Below are 19,931 nucleotides of genomic sequence, written 5' to 3'. Positions count from 1 at the left end.
ATGAAATGATGGTGACGATCGAGTGAATGATAATTTTAAAAAGCAACCGCATCATTTAATATATGAAGAATTATTACAACAAGGTATTACTCTAGGTATTACAACTAGAGGCGATGGTTTAAGTGACTATCCTAAAAATGCTTTTAATATGGCGAGATATATTGATGATCGTCCATATAATATTACTCAACATCAATTGCAATTAGCTGAAGAAATTGCGTTTGATAGAAAAAATTGGGTGTTTCCCATCCAAACACATGAAAATAAAGTCGCTTGTATAACAAAGGATGATATAGGCGCAAATATAGACACTTTAACTGATGCGCTTCATGGTATTGATGCGATGTACACATATGATAGTAATGTCTTATTAACGATGTGTTATGCAGACTGTGTACCAGTATATTTTTATAGTACAAAACATCATTTTATTGCATTGGCCCATGCAGGGTGGCGTGGTACCTATACTGAAATTGTAAAAGAAGTGCTAAAACATGTGAACTTTGATTTGAAAGACTTACATGTCGTTATTGGACCATCTACATCATCAAGTTATGAAATTAATGATGATATTAAAAATAAATTTGAAACATTGCCAATTGATAGTGCAAACTATATTGAAACTAGAGGACGAGATCGTCATGGTATTGATTTGAAAAAAGCCAATGCTGCATTATTAAATAATTATGGTGTTCCTAAAGAAAATATTTATACGACAGCGTATGCTACATCTGAACATTTAGAATTATTTTTCTCTTATCGATTAGAAAAAGGTCAAACAGGACGCATGTTAGCATTCATTGGTCAACAGTAAACAAGGAGGAGATATGCTTGCGTGTGAAAGATAATTTACAACAAATCTCAACACAAATTAATGACAAAAGTGAAAAAAATAATTTTTCAACAAAACCAAACGTGATTGCAGTTACAAAATATGTTACAATAGAGCGAGCTAAAGAAGCGTATGAGGCTGGAATAAGACATTTTGGTGAGAATAGATTGGAAGGCTTTTTTCAAAAGAAAGAAGCATTACCATCAGATGCGGTGATCCATTTTATAGGATCATTACAATCTCGAAAAGTTAAGGACGTTATAAACGACGTAGATTATTTCCATGCTTTAGATCGATTGAGCTTAGCCAAAGAAATTAACAAACGTGCAGAACATAAAATTAAATGTTTCTTGCAAGTGAACGTTTCGGGAGAAGCTTCTAAACATGGTATTGCTTTAGAAGATGTTGATCAGTTTATAGGTGATCTTAAAAAATATGACAAAATCGAAATTGTAGGTTTAATGACGATGGCACCATTGACAGATGATGAAGCATATATTAGATCGTTATTTAAACAGTTACGTTTGAAAAAAGAAGAAATACAGCGACTCAATTTAGAATATGCGCCTTGTGATGAATTATCAATGGGAATGAGTAATGACTATCTTATTGCAGTTGAAGAAGGTGCAACGTTTGTTAGAATTGGGACTAAACTTGTAGGAGAAGAGGAGTGAGCCACTTGGCTTTAAAAGATTTATTTAGTGGATTTTTTGTAATAGATGATGAAGAGGAAGTAGAAGTACCTGACAAACAACAACAGGTAAATGAAGCGCCAGCAAAAGAGCAGTCACAACAAACAACAAAACAAAACGCAATCAAATCAGTCCCTCAAAAATCTGCATCAAGATATACAACAACGTCAGAAGAAAGGAATAACCGTATGTCTAATTATTCAAAAAATAATTCACGTAATGTTGTAACTATGAACAATGCTACACCAAACAATGCATCACAAGAAAGTTCAAAAATGTGTTTATTCGAACCACGTGTTTTTTCAGATACACAAGATATTGCTGATGAGCTTAAAAACCGCCGTGCGACACTTGTCAATTTACAACGTATTGATAAAGTATCAGCGAAAAGAATTATTGATTTTTTAAGCGGTACTGTTTATGCAATCGGTGGAGATATCCAACGTGTAGGTACTGATATTTTCTTATGTACGCCTGATAATGTGGAAGTAGCTGGAAGCATTACAGACCATATTGAAAATATGGAACATTCATTCGACTAAGGAGTTAACATATGGATATAAATGTGCTAGCTACAATATTTAAATTTATCCTTTTTGTTGTTGAAATTTATTATTTCGGCATGATTATATATTTCTTTACATCTTGGGTACCAAGTATTAGAGAAACTAAGGTAGGTTATTTTTTAGCGAAAATATATGAACCTTTCTTACAACCATTTAGAAAAGTAATTCCACCTATTGGAATTATCGACATATCATCAATCGCTGCAATTATCGTTTTAGTATTATTCCAAAAAGGGTTACTTCAAATCTTTAATTGGATTTTAATTCAATTACAATAAATTAAGCGACATAACGAGGCAAGGGTACATGATACTTTAGCCTCGTTTTTGATATGTATTTTTCTGAATATAAGGGCAATAGATGGTATTTTATAATTTTTTTAAGGTAGGGATTAACATAGATATTTATCAACACTTTAGACAGGAAGAATACGAATTAATTGATCAGCTAACGGATAAATGTGATCAAGCGGAACAGCATTATGCACCAGTATTAACGCATTTTTTAGATCCAAGAGGGCAATATATATTGGAAGTGATTTGTGGCAGTTATGAAGATTTAAACGTATCTTTTTATGGCGGGCCTAATGCTGAAAGAAAAAGAGCAATCATTTCGCCGAACTATTATGAACCTAAAGAAAGTGACTTTGATTTAACTTTAATGGAAATAGATTATCCTGAAAAATTCGTCACTTTAAAACATCAACATATTTTAGGGACATTAATGTCTTTAGGTATCGAACGCGAACAAGTTGGAGATATAATTGTGAATGAACGAATTCAATTTGTTTTGACAAGTAGATTGGAATCATTTATTATGTTAGAATTACAACGTATTAAAGGCGCATCAGTTAAACTTTATACTATTCCAGTAACAGATATGATACAATCTAATGAGAATTGGAAAATTGAAAGTGCAACAGTTAGTTCTTTAAGGTTAGATGTTGTTATTAAAGAAATGATACGTAAATCACGTACGATTGCGAAACAACTAATCGAAAAAAAACGTGTTAAAGTGAATCACACTATTGTTGATTCAGCAGATTTTCAATTACAAGCAAATGATTTAATATCCATCCAAGGTTTTGGTAGAGCACACATTACTGACTTAGGTGGTAAAACTAAAAAAGATAAAACGCACATTACCTATAGAACATTATTCAAATAGTAATGATTTAAGGAGGATAACAAATGCCTTTTACACCAAATGAAATTAAGAATAAAGAGTTTTCACGTGTAAAGAATGGTTTAGAACCTACTGAAGTTGCTAATTTTTTGGAGCAACTAAGCACTGAAATTGAATGTCTTAAAGAAGATAAAAAACAACTTGAAAAAGTAATCGAAGAGAGAGATACTAATATTAAGTCTTATCAAGACGTGCATCAATCTGTAAGTGATGCTTTGATACAAGCTCAAAAAGCTGGTGAAGAAACTAAGCAAGCTGCAGAGAAACAAGCTGAAGCGATTATAGCTAAGGCAGAAGCGCAAGCTAATCAAATGGTTGGTGACGCGGTAGAAAAAGCACGCCGTTTAGCATTCCAGACTGAAGATATGAAACGTCAATCAAAAGTATTTAGATCGCGTTTCCGTATGTTAGTTGAAGCGCAATTAGACTTATTAAAAAACGAAGATTGGGATTACTTGTTGAATTATGATTTAGACGCTGAACAAGTGACGCTTGAAAATATTCATCATTTACATGAAAATGATTTAAAGCCAGATGAGGTTGCAGCAAATGCACAAAATAATGCATCAAATACATCAGACAATAATCAACAATCCAATGATTCAGAAACAACTAAGAAGTAAGAATTAAATAAAGACAGACGCGTAATATACATTTAACTTTTCACAGCGAATTAGGTAATGGTGAGAGCCTAGTAAAAGCATGTATGTTATATCACTGACTTTTTAATATTTAAATAATGTAATGAGAGAACTCTAAGTTGAGTTAATAAGGGTGGTACCGCGAGCAATCGTCCCTTTTAATTTAACTTAGAGTTTTTTAAATTTTTAAGGAGTGAAAAAAATGGATTACAAAGAAACGTTATTAATGCCTAAAACAGATTTCCCAATGCGAGGTGGTTTACCAAACAAGGAACCGCAAATTCAAGAAAAATGGGATGCAGAAGATCAATACCATAAAGCGTTAGAAAAAAATAAAGGTAACGAAACATTCATTTTACATGATGGCCCACCATACGCGAATGGTAACTTACATATGGGACATGCCTTGAACAAAATTTTAAAAGACTTTATTGTACGTTATAAAACTATGCAAGGATTCTATGCACCATACGTACCAGGTTGGGATACACATGGTTTACCAATTGAACAAGCATTAACGAAAAAAGGTGTTGACCGTAAGAAAATGTCAACAGCTGAATTCCGTGAGAAATGTAAAGAATTTGCTTTAGAACAAATTGAATTACAGAAAAAAGATTTTAGACGTTTAGGTGTGCGTGGTGACTTTAATGATCCATATATTACATTAAAACCTGAATACGAAGCTGCACAAATTCGTATTTTTGGCGAAATGGCAGATAAAGGTTTAATTTATAAAGGTAAAAAGCCAGTTTATTGGTCTCCTTCAAGTGAGTCTTCATTAGCAGAAGCAGAAATTGAATATCACGATAAACGTTCAGCATCAATTTACGTTGCATTTGACGTTAAAGATGACAAAGGTGTCGTTGATGCAGATGCTAAATTTATTATCTGGACAACAACGCCATGGACAATTCCATCAAATGTTGCGATTACCGTTCATCCTGAATTAAAATATGGTCAATACAATGTAAATGGCGAAAAATATATTATTGCAGAAGCCTTATCTGACGCTGTAGCAGAAGCACTGGATTGGGATAAAGCATCAATCAAATTAGAAAAAGAATACACAGGTAAAGAATTGGAGTATGTTGTAGCACAACATCCATTCTTAGATAGAGAATCGTTAGTGATTAATGGTGATCATGTTACTACAGATGCTGGTACAGGTTGTGTACATACAGCACCAGGTCACGGGGAAGATGACTATATTGTTGGTCAAAAATATGAATTACCAGTAATTAGTCCAATCGATGATAAAGGTGTATTTACTGAAGAAGGCGGCCAATTTGAAGGAATGTTCTATGATAAAGCTAATAAAGCCGTTACTGATTTATTAACAGAAAAAGGTGCACTATTAAAATTAGACTTTATTACACATAGCTATCCACACGACTGGAGAACAAAAAAACCTGTAATCTTCCGTGCTACACCACAATGGTTTGCTTCAATCAGTAAAGTAAGACAAGATATTTTAGATGCAATCGAAAATACAAACTTCAAAGTAAATTGGGGTAAAACACGTATTTACAATATGGTTCGTGACCGTGGCGAATGGGTTATTTCTCGTCAACGTGTTTGGGGTGTACCGTTACCAGTATTTTATGCTGAAAATGGCGAAATTATCATGACGAAAGAAACAGTAAATCATGTTGCTGATTTATTTGCAGAACACGGTTCAAATATTTGGTTTGAAAGAGAAGCGAAAGACTTACTACCAGAAGGATTTACACATCCAGGCAGCCCTAACGGTACATTTACTAAAGAAACAGACATTATGGACGTTTGGTTTGATTCTGGTTCATCACACCGTGGCGTGTTGGAAACAAGACCGGAATTAAGTTTCCCAGCAGATATGTATTTAGAAGGTAGTGACCAATATCGTGGTTGGTTCAACTCTTCTATTACAACTTCAGTTGCTACAAGAGGAGTATCACCTTATAAATTCTTACTTTCTCATGGTTTTGTTATGGACGGTGAAGGTAAGAAAATGAGTAAATCTTTAGGTAATGTGATTGTACCTGACCAAGTGGTTAAACAAAAAGGTGCTGATATTGCGAGACTTTGGGTAAGTAGTACGGACTATTTAGCTGATGTTAGAATTTCTGATGAAATTTTAAAACAAACATCTGATGTTTATCGTAAAATCAGAAATACATTAAGATTTATGTTAGGTAATATTAATGATTTCAATCCTGATACAGATAGCGTTCCTGAATCAGAGTTATTAGAAGTGGATCGTTACTTGCTAAATCGTTTACGTGAATTTACTGCAAGTACGATTAACAACTATGAAAACTTTGACTACTTAAATATTTATCAAGAAGTTCAAAACTTTATCAATGTTGAGTTAAGTAATTTCTATTTGGATTACGGTAAAGATATTTTATATATTGAACAACGTGATTCTCATATCCGTCGTAGTATGCAAACAGTGTTATATCAAATTTTAGTTGATATGACGAAGTTGTTAGCACCAATCTTAGTGCATACAGCTGAAGAAGTTTGGTCTCATACACCACATGTTAAAGAAGAAAGTGTTCACTTAGCAGACATGCCTAAAGTTGTAGAAGTAGATCAAGCTTTATTGGATAAATGGCGTACATTTATGAATTTACGTGATGATGTGAACCGTGCATTAGAAACTGCTCGTAATGAAAAAGTTATTGGTAAATCATTAGAAGCTAAAGTTACGATTGCTAGTAACGATAAATTTAATGCATCTGAATTCTTAACTTCATTTGATGCATTACATCAATTATTTATCGTGTCACAAGTTAAAGTTGTAGATAAGTTAGATGATCAGGCAACAGCTTATGAACATGGTGATATTGTCATCGAACATGCAGATGGTGAAAAATGTGAAAGATGTTGGAACTATTCAGAGGATCTTGGTGCTGTTGATGAATTGACGCATCTATGTCCACGATGCCAACAAGTTGTAAAATCACTTGTATAATTGAAATTGTATAAAGTACTCATACAGATGATATAAATTAAAGCTCTCTTCATAATCATGTTGTAGTTTTTGTTGACATGATGAAGAGAGTTTTTTTGCGAATAAAAAAATGACCAAGTTACTGGTTATATGTGTTAAAAAATGTGTAATTTACTAAAATAAAAATTATTCAGGAATGGTACAAATTCTCTGCAGCTTATAAATGCGTTATAGTTGCTATTCTCAATTATGTTCGCGATAATTTTAAGTAAAAGTAAGTACAGATATTGAATTTGATAGGAGTTAATTGAATGTATCATAACAGTAACGCAAACTTTGTAAATGGTATCACTTTAAATGTAAGAGATAAGAATGAATTAAAGCCATTTTATGAGGACGTATTAGGATTAAATATTATAAATGAGACATTAACATCGATACAATATGAAGTAGGTCAAAATAATCATGTCATTACACTTGTTGAATTACAAAATGGACGTGAACCTTTAATGTCAGAAGCGGGACTGTTTCATATCGCAATTAAACTACCTCAAATTAGTGATTTAGCTAATTTACTAATTCATTTAAGCGAATATGATATTCCAGTTAACGGAGGTATACAGCCTGCTTCGTTATCATTATTTTTTGAAGACCCGGAAGGAAACGGTTTTAAATTTTATGTTGATAAAGACGAAGCGCAATGGACGAGGCAAAATGATTTAGTAAAAATTGATATTAGACCATTAAATGTACCGAGGTTAGTGAGTCATGCAACAAAATTGTTATGGTTAGGTATTCCAGATGACGCTATTATAGGTGCATTGCATATTAAGACAATTCATTTATCAGAGGTAAAAGACTACTACCTCGATTATTTTGGATTAGAGCAATCGGCATATATGGATGATTATTCAATATTTTTAGCATCGAATGGCTATTATCAACATTTGGCCATGAATGATTGGGTATCAGCAACGAAACGTGTAGAAAATTTTGATACGTATGGATTAGCAATTGTTGACTTTCATTATCCTGAAACAACACATTTAAATTTACAAGGTCCGGATGGTATCTATTATCGCTTTAATCATTTCGAAGTTGAAGATTAGTATATACTTTGAATGGACGAACCATATAATGAATCGGTTTTAATGATCTTTTTATACAGGCTATGAAGGAGCTTGAGACATTAAGTTCTTAGGCAATGTAAAAAGCTGATTTCTATTAATTATTTGATAGAAATCAGCTTTTTTGATATGTATTTTATAATGTACAGCTCGTTGAGCTGCTATTTTCCTTATATTAAGTGCCATTAATACAAAACCTAGCTCTCGTTTAACTTTATTTATTCCTCGAACTGACATTCGAGTGAAACCCAAAATAGCCTTCATAAATCCAAAAACAGGCTCTACATCAATTTTTCTTTGACTATAGATTTTTTTCGTTTCTGGTTCAGAAAGCTTTTGATTAATTTGGGCTTTAAAGAATTCCCAATTATAATTCTTCATAATTTTCTTATTGGATTTCGAATTTGGCTTCATGCATTGATGTCTCAAAGAACATGATGAACAGTCATCACATTCATATAGTTTGAAGTCACGTTTAAAACCATATCTATCATTACGGTATGCATATCCTTTAAAACCTATTCTTTTGTTATTAGGACATATAAATTCATCATTAAGTTCGTCATATTTCCAATTTTGAGTGTTAAAAATGGAATTAAAGTTCTAGTATCTGTCGGGTTTTGAAATAGGTCATAGGATAAAACAAATTGAGAATTTGTTGCTATTTGTAAATTGTATCCTGGCTTAAGTTGGCCATTTTTCATATGGTCTTCCTTCTTTCTCATAAAAGTTGCATCATGATCAGCGCTGCTTACTTTAAAATATCGTTCTCCATTTTTAAATGTTGAACTTCTTTACGTAATTTAATCAGCTCTTTTTCTTCATCTGATAAGTTATCTTGGTGATTGAATGTACCCGTGTTTTGATGTTGCTTTATCCATTTTCCTAACGCCGAAGGTGTTAAATCATACTCGCGTATAATTTCATTCCTAGGCTTACCATTTTCAAATAATCTAACCATTTGTAACTTATACTCTGAACTAAATGATCTTCTTTCTCTTGTCATAATAAAATAGCCTACTTTCTTAAATTAACAATATCTATTCTCATAGAATTTGTCCAATTAAGTGTAGACGATTCATGTCTTATTTTTTTAAAGTATTTAAAAGTAAAATTACATGTTAATACGTAGTATTAATGGCGAGACTCCTGAGGGAGCAGTGCCAGTCGAAGACCGAGGCTGAGACGGCACCCTAGGAAGGGACCCATCATCAAAAATTCTATTTATAGAATTTTACAGTAATGTGCCAGATGGGCATAGCGAAGCCATTCAATACGAAGTATTGTATAAATAGAGAACAGCAGTAAGATAATTTTTAATTAGAAAATATCTTACTGCTGTTTTTTTAGGGATTAATGTCCCAGCCTCTTTCATCATTTTTAATGTTATCTTAAAAATGATAAATGAATAATTAAGTTCATATTTAATGTCAAAACATAGTAGTTTATCAAGTATTGAGTTAGTAACATTAGATTTAATGTAATATGCTTACTTTTTTTATTAGCAGGTGTAAGCTATAATATAAAGAGTTGTCTTATGGACGATTGATTGGAGGAACGAAAATGCACAAAAAATATTTTATTGGCACTTCCATTTTAATAGCAGTATTTGTCGTTATATTTGACCAAGTTACTAAATATATTATAGCTACTACAATGAAAATTGGAGATTCATTTGAAGTGATACCGCACTTTTTAAACATAACATCACATCGAAATAATGGTGCTGCATGGGGAATATTGAGTGGAAAAATGACATTTTTCTTTATTATTACCATTATTATATTAATAGCCTTAGTATATTTCTTTATTAAAGATGCTCAATATAATTTGTTTATGCAAGTTGCTATTAGTTTACTTTTTGCAGGTGCACTTGGAAACTTTATTGATAGAGTTTTAACAGGAGAAGTTGTTGACTTTATTGATACAAATATTTTTGGTTATGATTTTCCAATATTTAATATCGCAGATTCAAGTTTAACAATTGGTGTAATATTAATTATTATTGCCTTATTAAAGGATACTTCCAATAAAAAGGAGAAGGAGGTTAAGTAATGGAGACTTATGAATTTAACATTACAGATAAAGAACAAACAGGTATGCGTGTAGATAAGTTGCTGCCTGAATTAAATAGTGATTGGTCTCGTAACCAGATACAAGATTGGATTAAAGCAGGTTTAGTCGTTGCAAACGATAAAGTTGTTAAATCTAATTATAAAGTGAAACTTAATGATCATATAGTTGTCACTGAAAAAGAAGTGGTTGAAGCTGACATTCTACCTGAAAATTTAAATTTAGATATTTATTATGAAGATGATGACGTTGCAGTTGTATATAAACCGAAAGGCATGGTAGTTCATCCATCACCAGGTCATTATACCAATACATTAGTTAATGGTTTAATGTATCAAATTAAAGATTTATCGGGTATTAATGGAGAAATTCGTCCAGGTATTGTTCACCGTATAGATATGGATACTTCTGGTTTATTAATGGTTGCTAAAAATGATATTGCTCATCGTGGGCTTGTAGAACAATTAATGGATAAATCTGTTAAAAGAAAATATATCGCTTTAGTTCACGGGAATATTCCTCATGATTACGGTACAATCGATGCGCCAATTGGTAGAAACAAAAATGATCGTCAATCTATGGCTGTTGTTGATGATGGTAAGGAAGCAGTGACACATTTTAACGTACTAGAACATTTTAAAGATTATACGCTTGTTGAATGTCAACTTGAAACAGGACGTACGCATCAAATCCGTGTGCACATGAAATATATTGGCTTCCCATTAGTTGGTGATCCAAAGTATGGACCGAAAAAGACATTGGATATTGGTGGTCAAGCTCTACATGCTGGACTTATTGGATTCGAACATCCAGTAACAGGTGAATATATTGAAAGACATGCTGAATTACCACAAGACTTTGAAGATTTATTAGATACAATTCGAAAAAGAGATGCATAATTGTGTCGTGCTATAATTACGATAACATTATTATGTAAACTATAAGTATTTATCGTTTCGTTTTTTAAAAATGAAAACACATTATAAAATAGATTAAGGTTAACATTTTTACTGAGAATGGTTAATTTTTCAATATAGATTGACAAAGCGCCTGATTAGTATTATCCTTATAACAGTTTAAGTACAACATAAAGAGTCTTTAATTGAGCGTCCAGAGAGACGTCAAAGACATGAAAATATATATATACTAAAATGAATCATAACACTTTCACATATGCAAGAATAAGTAGTAATACTACGATTCTTCTATGTAAATAGGCTGATTGTATATACTAAACCTCATGTCGATATTAAAGACATGAGGTTTTTTGTTTCTAAATTTTGAAAGGGTGAGAATATGTCTGAACGTATCATAATGGATGATGCCGCAATACAACGTACAGTAACGAGAATCGCTCATGAAATTTTGGAGTATAACAAAGGTACTGATAATTTAATTCTTTTAGGTATCAAAACAAGAGGTGAATATTTAGCAAATCGTATACAAGATAAAATTCATCAAATTGAGCAACAACGTATACCTACAGGAACAATTGATATTACATACTTTAGAGATGATATAGAGCACATGTCATCACTTACGACAAAAGACGCAATAGACATTGACACAGATATTACAGATAAAGTAGTCATCATTATTGACGATGTGCTGTATACTGGTCGAACGGTTCGTGCTTCACTTGATGCTATTTTGCTAAATGCTAGACCTATTAAAATTGGTTTAGCTGCCTTGGTTGATCGAGGACATCGTGAGTTACCAATTCGAGCAGATTTTGTTGGTAAAAATATACCTACTTCTAAAGAGGAAACGGTAAGTGTCTATTTAGAAGAAATGGATCAAAGAAATGCAGTTATAATTAAATAATACCCCTTTTAATTCAGTACGAGAGACTGAAAAAGGTGGGGGAGTTGAATGATAAATAAGTTTTCATATGCTTGTTTATCTAATAATACCCTCATGTTCGACAACTATAAGTCAATTTCTACGGACGAAAATGACTTGTAGCAACTTGTCACACTTTTTGTCTCTTTACATATACTGATGTAAAGAGATTTTTTTATTATCGGAGGAAATGAATATTATGCAAAATGATGAAATGTTTGAACGAACAGTAAAACCTGTACTAGATGTAAATGAAAAACCACAACCAGCGCAATGGGCATTTTTAAGCTTACAACATTTATTTGCGATGTTTGGCGCAACAGTACTAGTACCATTCTTAACAGGATTACCAATATCCGCAGCGTTACTAGCTTCGGGAATCGGTACATTACTTTATATCTTAATAACGAAGGCGCAAATACCAGCATACTTGGGATCTAGCTTTGCATTTATCACACCAATTATCACGGGATTAAGTACACATAGCTTAGGAGACATGCTTGTAGCATTATTCATGAGTGGTGTTATGTACGTCATCATCGGGATTCTAATCAAATTAAGTGGGACAGCATGGTTAATGAAATTATTACCACCAGTTGTTGTAGGACCAGTCATCATGGTAATTGGTTTAAGCTTAGCGCCTACTGCAGTCAATATGGCAATGTATGAAAATCCTGGAGATATGAAAGGTTACAATATCAGTTTCTTAATTGTTGCAATGATAACCTTGCTTGTAACAATAGTCGTTCAAGGATTTTTTAAAGGATTTCTATCTTTAATTCCAGTACTTGTAGGTATTATCGTAGGTTATGTGGTAGCGATTTTTATGGGGATTGTGAAATTTGATGCAATTATGTCAGCAAAATGGATAGATTTCCCTCATATTTATCTGCCATTTAAAGATTATGTACCTTCATTTCACTTAGGACTTGTACTTGTAATGATTCCGATTGTATTTGTAACAGTAAGTGAACATATTGGGCACCAAATGGTACTGAATAAAATCGTAGGTAGAAACTTCTTTGAAAAGCCAGGACTTGATAAATCAATCATTGGTGATGGTGTTTCTACAATGTTTGCCAGTATTATTGGTGGACCACCAAGTACAACATACGGTGAAAATATCGGTGTATTAGCGATTACAAGAATATACAGTATTTACGTCATTGGTGGTGCGGCAGTTATAGCAATTGTTTTAGCATTCATTGGTAAGTTCACTGCATTAATTTCTTCTATACCTACACCAGTTATGGGAGGAGTATCTATATTACTTTTCGGTATTATTGCAGCAAGTGGTTTAAGAATGTTAGTTGAAAGCAAAGTAGATTTTGCGAACAATCGAAATTTAGTTATAGCTTCAGTAATTTTAGTTGTAGGTATCGGTAATTTAGTATTTAACTTAAAAGAAATTGGTATCAACCTTCAAATTGAGGGGATGGCATTAGCTGCACTTTCAGGAATTATTTTGAACTTAATCTTACCTAAAGAGAAAAAACAAAACAATTAAGATTTACAAATTAAGGAGGGCGCTTTTATGAATCATTTATTATCAATGGAACATTTATCTACAGATCAAATATACAAACTTATCCAAAAGGCAAGTCAATTTAAATCTGGTGAACGTCAACTACCAAACTTTGAAGGGAAATATGTCGCAAATTTATTCTTTGAAAATTCTACTCGAACAAAATGTAGTTTTGAAATGGCAGAACTTAAGCTAGGGTTAAAAACGATTAGCTTTGAAACATCAACATCATCTGTTTCAAAAGGTGAATCTTTATATGACACATGTAAAACTTTAGAAAGTATTGGCTGTGATTTATTAGTCATTAGACATCCGTTTAATAACTACTATGAAAAATTAGCGAATATTAACATCCCAATTGCGAATGCTGGTGATGGTAGTGGACAACATCCAACACAAAGTTTGCTTGATTTAATGACGATATATGAAGAATATGGATATTTTGAAGGCTTGAATGTATTGATTTGTGGAGACATTAAAAATTCACGTGTCGCACGTAGTAATTACCATAGTTTAAAAGCATTAGGTGCAAACGTAATGTTTAATAGCCCAAATGCTTGGATTGATGATTCTTTAGAAGCACCTTATGTAAATATAGATGATGTTATAGAAACAGTAGATATAGTTATGTTATTAAGAATTCAACATGAAAGACATGGGCTTGCAGAAGAAACTAGATTTGCAGCAGATGATTATCATCAAAAGCATGGCTTAAATGAAGTGCGCTATAACAAATTACAAGAACATGCTATTGTTATGCATCCGGCACCTGTGAATAGAGGAGTAGAAATACAAAGCGATTTAGTAGAAGCTTCAAAATCAAGAATTTTTAAGCAAATGGAAAATGGCGTTTACTTAAGAATGGCAGTCATTGATGAATTATTAAAATAGGTAAGGGGACGAAAATGATGAAATTAATTAAAAACGGTAAAGTATTACAAAATGGCGAATTACAACAAGCAGATATTTTAATTGATGGTAAGGTAATTAAACAAATTGCACCTGCAATTGAACCAAGCAATGGTGTTGACATCATAGATGCGAAAGGTCACTTTGTGTCACCTGGATTTGTCGATGTTCATGTTCATTTACGCGAACCTGGTGGTGAATATAAAGAGACAATTGAAACTGGTACTAAAGCTGCTGCTAGAGGCGGATTTACAACTGTATGTCCAATGCCTAACACAAGACCGGTACCAGATTCTGTAGAACATTTTGAAGCTTTACAAAAATTAATCGATGACAATGCTCAAGTACGTGTATTACCTTATGCTTCAATTACAACACGTCAATTAGGTAAAGAATTGGTTGATTTCCCAGCACTAGTAAAAGAAGGTGCCTTTGCGTTTACAGATGACGGTGTAGGAGTACAAACTGCAAGCATGATGTATGAAGGCATGATTGAAGCTGCAAAAGTAAACAAAGCCATCGTAGCACACTGTGAAGATAATTCATTAATCTATGGTGGTGCAATGCATGAAGGGAAACGCAGTAAAGAGTTAGGTATACCGGGTATTCCAAACATTTGTGAATCTGTTCAAATCGCAAGAGATGTACTATTAGCTGAAGCAGCAGGTTGTCATTATCATGTGTGTCATGTTTCTACTAAAGAAAGTGTTAGAGTCATTCGTGATGCTAAACGCGCAGGCATTCATGTTACAGCTGAAGTTACACCACACCATTTATTGTTAACAGAAGATGATATTCCTGGTAACAATGCCATTTATAAAATGAATCCACCATTGAGAAGTACTGAAGATAGAGAGGCTTTGTTAGAAGGGTTACTAGACGGTACAATTGACTGTATCGCAACAGACCATGCACCACATGCACGTGATGAAAAAGCACAACCAATGGAAAAAGCACCATTCGGAATTGTTGGTAGTGAAACAGCATTCCCATTATTATATACACATTTTGTGAAAAATGGTGATTGGACATTACAACAATTAGTAGATTACTTAACAATTAAACCATGTGAGACATTTAATTTAGAATACGGCACATTAAAAGAAAATGGTTATGCAGATTTAACAATCATTGATTTAGATAGTGAACAAGAAATTAAAGGTGAAGATTTCTTATCAAAAGCAGATAATACACCATTTATCGGCTATAAAGTTTATGGAAATCCGATCTTAACAATGGTTGAAGGCGAAGTTAAATTTGAGGGGGATAAATAATATGCAAAGCAAACGTTATCTAGTGTTAGAAGACGGTTCTTTTTACGAAGGCTACCGTTTAGGATCTGATAACTTAACTGTAGGAGAAATTGTATTTAATACAGCGATGACAGGTTATCAAGAAACTATTTCAGATCCATCATATACAGGTCAGATCATTACTTTTACGTATCCATTAATCGGTAATTATGGTATCAATAGAGACGATTTTGAATCATTAGTACCTACATTAAACGGTATTGTAGTGAAAGAAGCGAGTGCGCATCCAAGTAATTTTAGACAACAAAAGACACTTCATGACGTTTTAGAATTGCATCAAATTCCAGGGATTGCAGGTGTTGATACAAGAAGTATTACGCGTAAAATTCGACAACACGGTGTGTTAAAAGCTGGTTTTACTGATCGAAAAGAAGATATTGATCAACTTGTCAAACATTTACAACAAGTAGAATTACCTAAAAACGAAGTAGAAATCGTTTCGACTAAAACACCGTATGTTTCGACAGGTAAGGATCTAAGTGTCGTACTTGTAGACTTTGGTAAGAAGCAAAATATTGTTCGAGAATTAAACGTCAGAGGTTGTAACGTCACAGTTGTACCATATACAACTACTGCCGAAGAAATTTTAGCAATGGCTCCAGATGGCGTTATGCTATCAAACGGACCAGGTAATCCTGAAGTTGTAGAATGTGCGATTCCAATGATTCAAGGAATTTTAGGGAAAATTCCGTTCTTTGGTATCTGTCTAGGACATCAACTTTTTGCATTATCTCAAGGAGCAAGCTCATTTAAAATGAAGTTTGGTCATCGTGGTGCGAACCATCCAGTTAAAAATTTAGAGACTGGAAAAATTGATATTACGAGTCAAAACCATGGATATGCAATAGATATAGATTCGTTAAAAAGTACTGATTTAGAAGTTACTCATCTTGCATTAAATGATGGTACTGTAGAAGGTTTAAAACATAAAACATTACCAGCATTTTCTGTTCAATACCATCCTGAAGCAAATCCAGGACCGTCAGATTCAAACTATCTATTTGATGATTTTGTAGCAATGATGACTAATTTTAAGGAAAAGGAGCGTCATATCAATGCCTAAACGTAATGATATCAAAACAATATTAGTAATAGGGTCTGGGCCAATTATCATAGGTCAAGCAGCTGAATTTGATTATGCTGGAACACAAGCATGTCTAGCTTTAAAAGAAGAGGGATACCGAGTTATTCTTGTAAATTCAAATCCAGCGACAATCATGACTGATAAGGAAATTGCGGATAAAGTATATATTGAACCGTTAACTCATGATTTTATAGCGCGAATTATACGTAAAGAGCAACCTGACGCTTTACTTCCAACTTTAGGTGGTCAAACAGGTTTAAACATGGCGATTCAACTACACGAAAGTGGTGTGCTTCAAGATAATAACGTTCAATTATTAGGAACTGAGCTAACATCAATTCAACAAGCAGAAGACCGTGAAATGTTTAGAACATTAATGAATGATTTAAACGTTCCTGTGCCAGAGAGTGACATTGTAAATACAGTAGAGCAAGCCTTTAAATTCAAAGAGCAAGTGGGATACCCGCTAATTGTTAGACCAGCATTTACGATGGGTGGTACCGGAGGCGGTATTTGTCATAATGATGAAGAATTACATGAAATCGTCTCAAATGGTCTTCATTATAGTCCAGCAACGCAATGTTTATTAGAAAAATCTATCGCAGGTTTTAAAGAAATCGAATACGAAGTAATGCGTGATAAAAACGATAATGCCATCGTTGTATGTAACATGGAAAATATTGATCCAGTTGGTATTCATACAGGCGATTCAATTGTTGTGGCTCCTAGCCAAACATTATCAGATGTTGAGTATCAAATGTTACGTGATGTTTCATTAAAAGTTATTCGAGCTTTAGGTATCGAAGGTGGTTGTAATGTTCAATTAGCATTAGATCCGCATTCATTCGATTATTATATTATAGAAGTAAATCCGCGTGTATCACGTTCATCAGCGTTAGCTTCAAAAGCAACAGGATATCCTATTGCAAAATTAGCAGCTAAAATCGCGGTTGGTCTAACATTAGATGAAATGTTAAATCCAATTACAGGAACATCTTATGCAGCGTTTGAACCAACTTTAGACTATGTGATTTCAAAAATACCAAGATTTCCTTTTGATAAATTTGAAAAAGGAGAACGAGAGCTTGGCACACAAATGAAAGCAACAGGTGAAGTTATGGCCATTGGTCGAACTTACGAAGAATCATTGTTAAAAGCAATTCGATCACTTGAGTATGGTGTGCATCACTTAGGATTACCAAATGGTGAAAGCTTCGATCTTGATTATATTAAAGAACGTATTTCACACCAAGATGATGAACGATTATTTTTCATCGGCGAAGCAATTAGAAGAGGCACAACATTAGAAGAAATTCATAATATGACTCAGATAGATTACTTCTTCTTACACAAGTTCCAAAACATTATTGATATTGAGCATCAACTAAAAGAACATCAAGGTGATTTAGAATATCTTAAATATGCAAAAGATTATGGATTTAGTGATAAAACAATAGCGCATCGCTTTAATATGACGGAAGAAGAAGTATATCAATTGCGTATGGAAAATGATATTAAACCTGTATACAAGATGGTTGATACTTGCGCAGCTGAATTTGAATCTTCAACACCATATTATTATGGTACATATGAAACTGAAAATGAATCCATAATTACTGACAAAGAAAAAATCTTAGTATTAGGCTCTGGACCAATTCGAATCGGCCAAGGTGTAGAATTTGACTATGCGACAGTTCACGCCGTTTGGGCAATTCAAAAAGCAGGGTACGAAGCGATAATTGTGAATAACAATCCAGAAACAGTATCAACAGACTTCTCAATTTCTGACAAATTATACTTTGAACCTTTAACTGAAGAAGATGTGATGAATATCATTAATTTAGAAAAGCCTAAAGGTGTCGTTGTACAATTTGGAGGACAAACAGCGATTAATTTAGCAGACAAATTGGCTAAACATGGTGTTAAAATACTTGGTACTTCACTAGAAAATCTAAATCGTGCTGAAGATAGAAAAGAATTTGAAGCACTATTAAGAAAAATTAACGTGCCACAGCCACAAGGGAAAACAGCTACATCACCTGAGGAAGCATTAGCGAATGCTGCAGAAATCGGATATCCGGTTGTAGTCAGACCTTCTTATGTATTAGGTGGTCGCGCAATGGAAATTGTAGACAATGACAAAGAGTTAGAAAACTATATGACCCAGGCTGTAAAAGCGAGTCCGGAACATCCGGTATTAGTCGATAGATATTTAACTGGTAAAGAAATTGAAGTTGATGCGATTTGTGATGGAGAAACGGTCATTATTCCAGGAATTATGGAACATATTGAACGTGCTGGTGTGCATAGTGGTGACTCAATCGCTGTATATCCGCCACAAACTTTGACAGAAGACGAGTTAGCAACGCTTGAGGACTATACTATAAAATTAGCTAAAGGTTTAAACATCATTGGCTTAATCAACATTCAATTCGTTATAGCTCACGATGGTGTGTATGTTTTAGAAGTAAATCCACGTTCTAGTAGAACGGTACCATTCTTAAGTAAAATTACTGATATTCCAATGGCACAATTAGCTATGCGAGCAATCATTGGGGAAAAACTAACAGATATGGGTTATCAAGAAGGGGTTCAACCATATGCTGAGGGTGTATTTGTGAAAGCACCGGTATTTAGTTTTAATAAATTGAAAAATGTTGATATTACTTTAGGACCTGAAATGAAGTCTACAGGTGAAGTAATGGGGAAAGATACAACATTAGAAAAGGCGTTATTCAAAGGGTTAACAGGTAGTGGTGTTGAAGTTAAAGATCACGGTACAGTATTAATGACCGTCAGTGACAAAGATAAAGAGGAAGTTGTTAAATTGGCACAACGCTTAAATGAAGTTGGCTATAAAATTTTAGCAACGTCTGGAACAGCTAATAAATTAGCTGAGTATGACATACCTGCAGAAGTAGTAGGCAAAATTGGTGGCGAAAATGATTTATTAACACGTATTCAAAATGGTGATGTTCAAATCGTTATAAATACAATGACTAAAGGTAAAGAAGTAGAAAGAGATGGCTTCCAAATTAGACGTACTACAGTTGAAAATGGTATTCCATGTTTGACATCTTTAGATACAGCTAATGCCTTAACGAATGTAATTGAAAGTATGACATTTACAATGCGTCAAATGTAAATCAATCAAACTGTATCGGTGGGGCTGTAATTAACCATTTACTTAAAGAAGTTTATATTACA

16 protein-coding genes and 2 pseudogenes are annotated in these 19,931 nt (G+C 33.4%); 16 read left to right on the top strand and 2 right to left on the bottom strand.

Going from position 1 to position 19,931, the window contains the following annotated elements; all coding sequences use genetic code 11:
• Positions 1-22 precede the first annotated feature (22 nt).
• From pgeF to JV528_RS11825, 8 genes are all read left to right on the top strand, one after another.
• A complete protein-coding gene (gene pgeF, locus JV528_RS11860) occupies positions 23-814 on the top strand; it encodes a peptidoglycan editing factor PgeF (RefSeq protein WP_204177648.1) in 792 nt (263 codons plus the stop codon).
• Positions 815-837: 23 nt separating this feature from the next.
• Positions 838-1,506 carry a YggS family pyridoxal phosphate-dependent enzyme gene (locus JV528_RS11855; protein WP_025174650.1) on the top strand — a complete coding sequence of 223 codons (669 nt, stop codon included), beginning with the start codon at positions 838-840 and terminating at the stop codon, positions 1,504-1,506.
• The gene (locus JV528_RS11850; RefSeq protein ID WP_000018608.1) at positions 1,503-2,066 is read left to right on the top strand and encodes a cell division protein SepF; all 564 of its coding nucleotides are present in this window, start codon (positions 1,503-1,505) and stop codon (positions 2,064-2,066) included. The genes JV528_RS11855 and JV528_RS11850 overlap by 4 nt, the downstream gene beginning before the upstream one ends.
• Positions 2,067-2,077: 11 nt before the next feature.
• Positions 2,078-2,368 (top strand): YggT family protein, encoded by a 291-nt coding sequence (locus JV528_RS11845; RefSeq protein ID WP_000354114.1) that lies wholly within the window; start codon positions 2,078-2,080, stop codon positions 2,366-2,368.
• Between the two features lie 82 nt (positions 2,369-2,450).
• Entirely contained in the window at positions 2,451-3,257 is an 807-nt protein-coding gene (locus JV528_RS11840) for a YlmH family RNA-binding protein (protein ID WP_000232497.1), read from the top strand.
• A 23-nt stretch (positions 3,258-3,280) separates the two neighbouring features.
• Positions 3,281-3,898 carry a DivIVA domain-containing protein gene (locus JV528_RS11835; protein ID WP_204177649.1) on the top strand — a complete coding sequence of 206 codons (618 nt, stop codon included), beginning with the start codon at positions 3,281-3,283 and terminating at the stop codon, positions 3,896-3,898.
• A gap of 220 nt (positions 3,899-4,118) precedes the next feature.
• The gene (ileS, locus tag JV528_RS11830) at positions 4,119-6,872 is read left to right on the top strand and encodes an isoleucine--tRNA ligase (protein ID WP_000384694.1); all 2,754 of its coding nucleotides are present in this window, start codon (positions 4,119-4,121) and stop codon (positions 6,870-6,872) included.
• Between the two features lie 290 nt (positions 6,873-7,162).
• Entirely contained in the window at positions 7,163-7,960 is a 798-nt protein-coding gene (locus JV528_RS11825; RefSeq protein WP_000274849.1) for a VOC family protein, read from the top strand.
• Positions 7,961-8,020: 60 nt separating this feature from the next.
• Here JV528_RS11825 and JV528_RS11820 read toward each other — a convergent pair.
• Both JV528_RS11820 and JV528_RS14905 read right to left on the bottom strand, forming a co-directional pair.
• A pseudogene (locus tag JV528_RS11820) lies at positions 8,021-8,730 on the bottom strand (transposase); the annotation flags it as partial.
• Between the two features lie 2 nt (positions 8,731-8,732).
• Positions 8,733-8,987: pseudogene (locus tag JV528_RS14905) on the bottom strand (transposase); the annotation flags it as partial.
• A gap of 554 nt (positions 8,988-9,541) precedes the next feature.
• On the opposite strand from JV528_RS14905, the gene lspA reads away from it, so the two are divergent.
• The 8 genes from lspA to carB all read left to right on the top strand — a co-directional run bounded on the left by lspA (position 9,542) and on the right by carB (position 19,869).
• Positions 9,542-10,033, top strand: coding sequence for a signal peptidase II (gene lspA / locus JV528_RS11810; protein WP_000549208.1), 492 nt, complete (start codon positions 9,542-9,544; stop codon positions 10,031-10,033).
• Entirely contained in the window at positions 10,033-10,950 is a 918-nt protein-coding gene (locus JV528_RS11805) for an RluA family pseudouridine synthase (protein WP_000451299.1), read from the top strand. Before lspA ends, JV528_RS11805 begins: the two co-directional genes overlap by 1 nt.
• Positions 10,951-11,347: 397 nt before the next feature.
• Complete coding sequence (pyrR, locus tag JV528_RS11800; protein ID WP_000003870.1) at positions 11,348-11,875, top strand: bifunctional pyr operon transcriptional regulator/uracil phosphoribosyltransferase PyrR; 528 nt, start codon at positions 11,348-11,350, stop codon at positions 11,873-11,875.
• A 217-nt stretch (positions 11,876-12,092) separates the two neighbouring features.
• Positions 12,093-13,400, top strand: coding sequence for a uracil-xanthine permease family protein (locus JV528_RS11795; RefSeq protein WP_001178619.1), 1,308 nt, complete (start codon positions 12,093-12,095; stop codon positions 13,398-13,400).
• Positions 13,401-13,427: 27 nt separating this feature from the next.
• Complete coding sequence (locus tag JV528_RS11790; protein WP_001016166.1) at positions 13,428-14,309, top strand: aspartate carbamoyltransferase catalytic subunit; 882 nt, start codon at positions 13,428-13,430, stop codon at positions 14,307-14,309.
• 17 nt (positions 14,310-14,326) lie between these two features.
• Positions 14,327-15,601 (top strand): dihydroorotase, encoded by a 1,275-nt coding sequence (locus JV528_RS11785; protein ID WP_000767028.1) that lies wholly within the window; start codon positions 14,327-14,329, stop codon positions 15,599-15,601.
• A gap of 1 nt (position 15,602) precedes the next feature.
• Positions 15,603-16,703 carry a carbamoyl phosphate synthase small subunit gene (locus JV528_RS11780; RefSeq protein WP_086037407.1) on the top strand — a complete coding sequence of 367 codons (1,101 nt, stop codon included), beginning with the start codon at positions 15,603-15,605 and terminating at the stop codon, positions 16,701-16,703.
• Positions 16,696-19,869, top strand: coding sequence for a carbamoyl-phosphate synthase large subunit (gene carB / locus JV528_RS11775; protein WP_001126255.1), 3,174 nt, complete (start codon positions 16,696-16,698; stop codon positions 19,867-19,869). The genes JV528_RS11780 and carB overlap by 8 nt, the downstream gene beginning before the upstream one ends.
• Positions 19,870-19,931: the final 62 nt, after the last annotated feature.

This window comes from Staphylococcus sp. GDB20D11A (genome assembly GCF_016893255.1).
Lineage (GTDB): Bacteria > Bacillota > Bacilli > Staphylococcales > Staphylococcaceae > Staphylococcus > Staphylococcus aureus.
The sequence above is the reverse complement of the archived record's forward strand: the minus strand, read 5'-3'. Positions and strand labels throughout refer to the sequence as shown.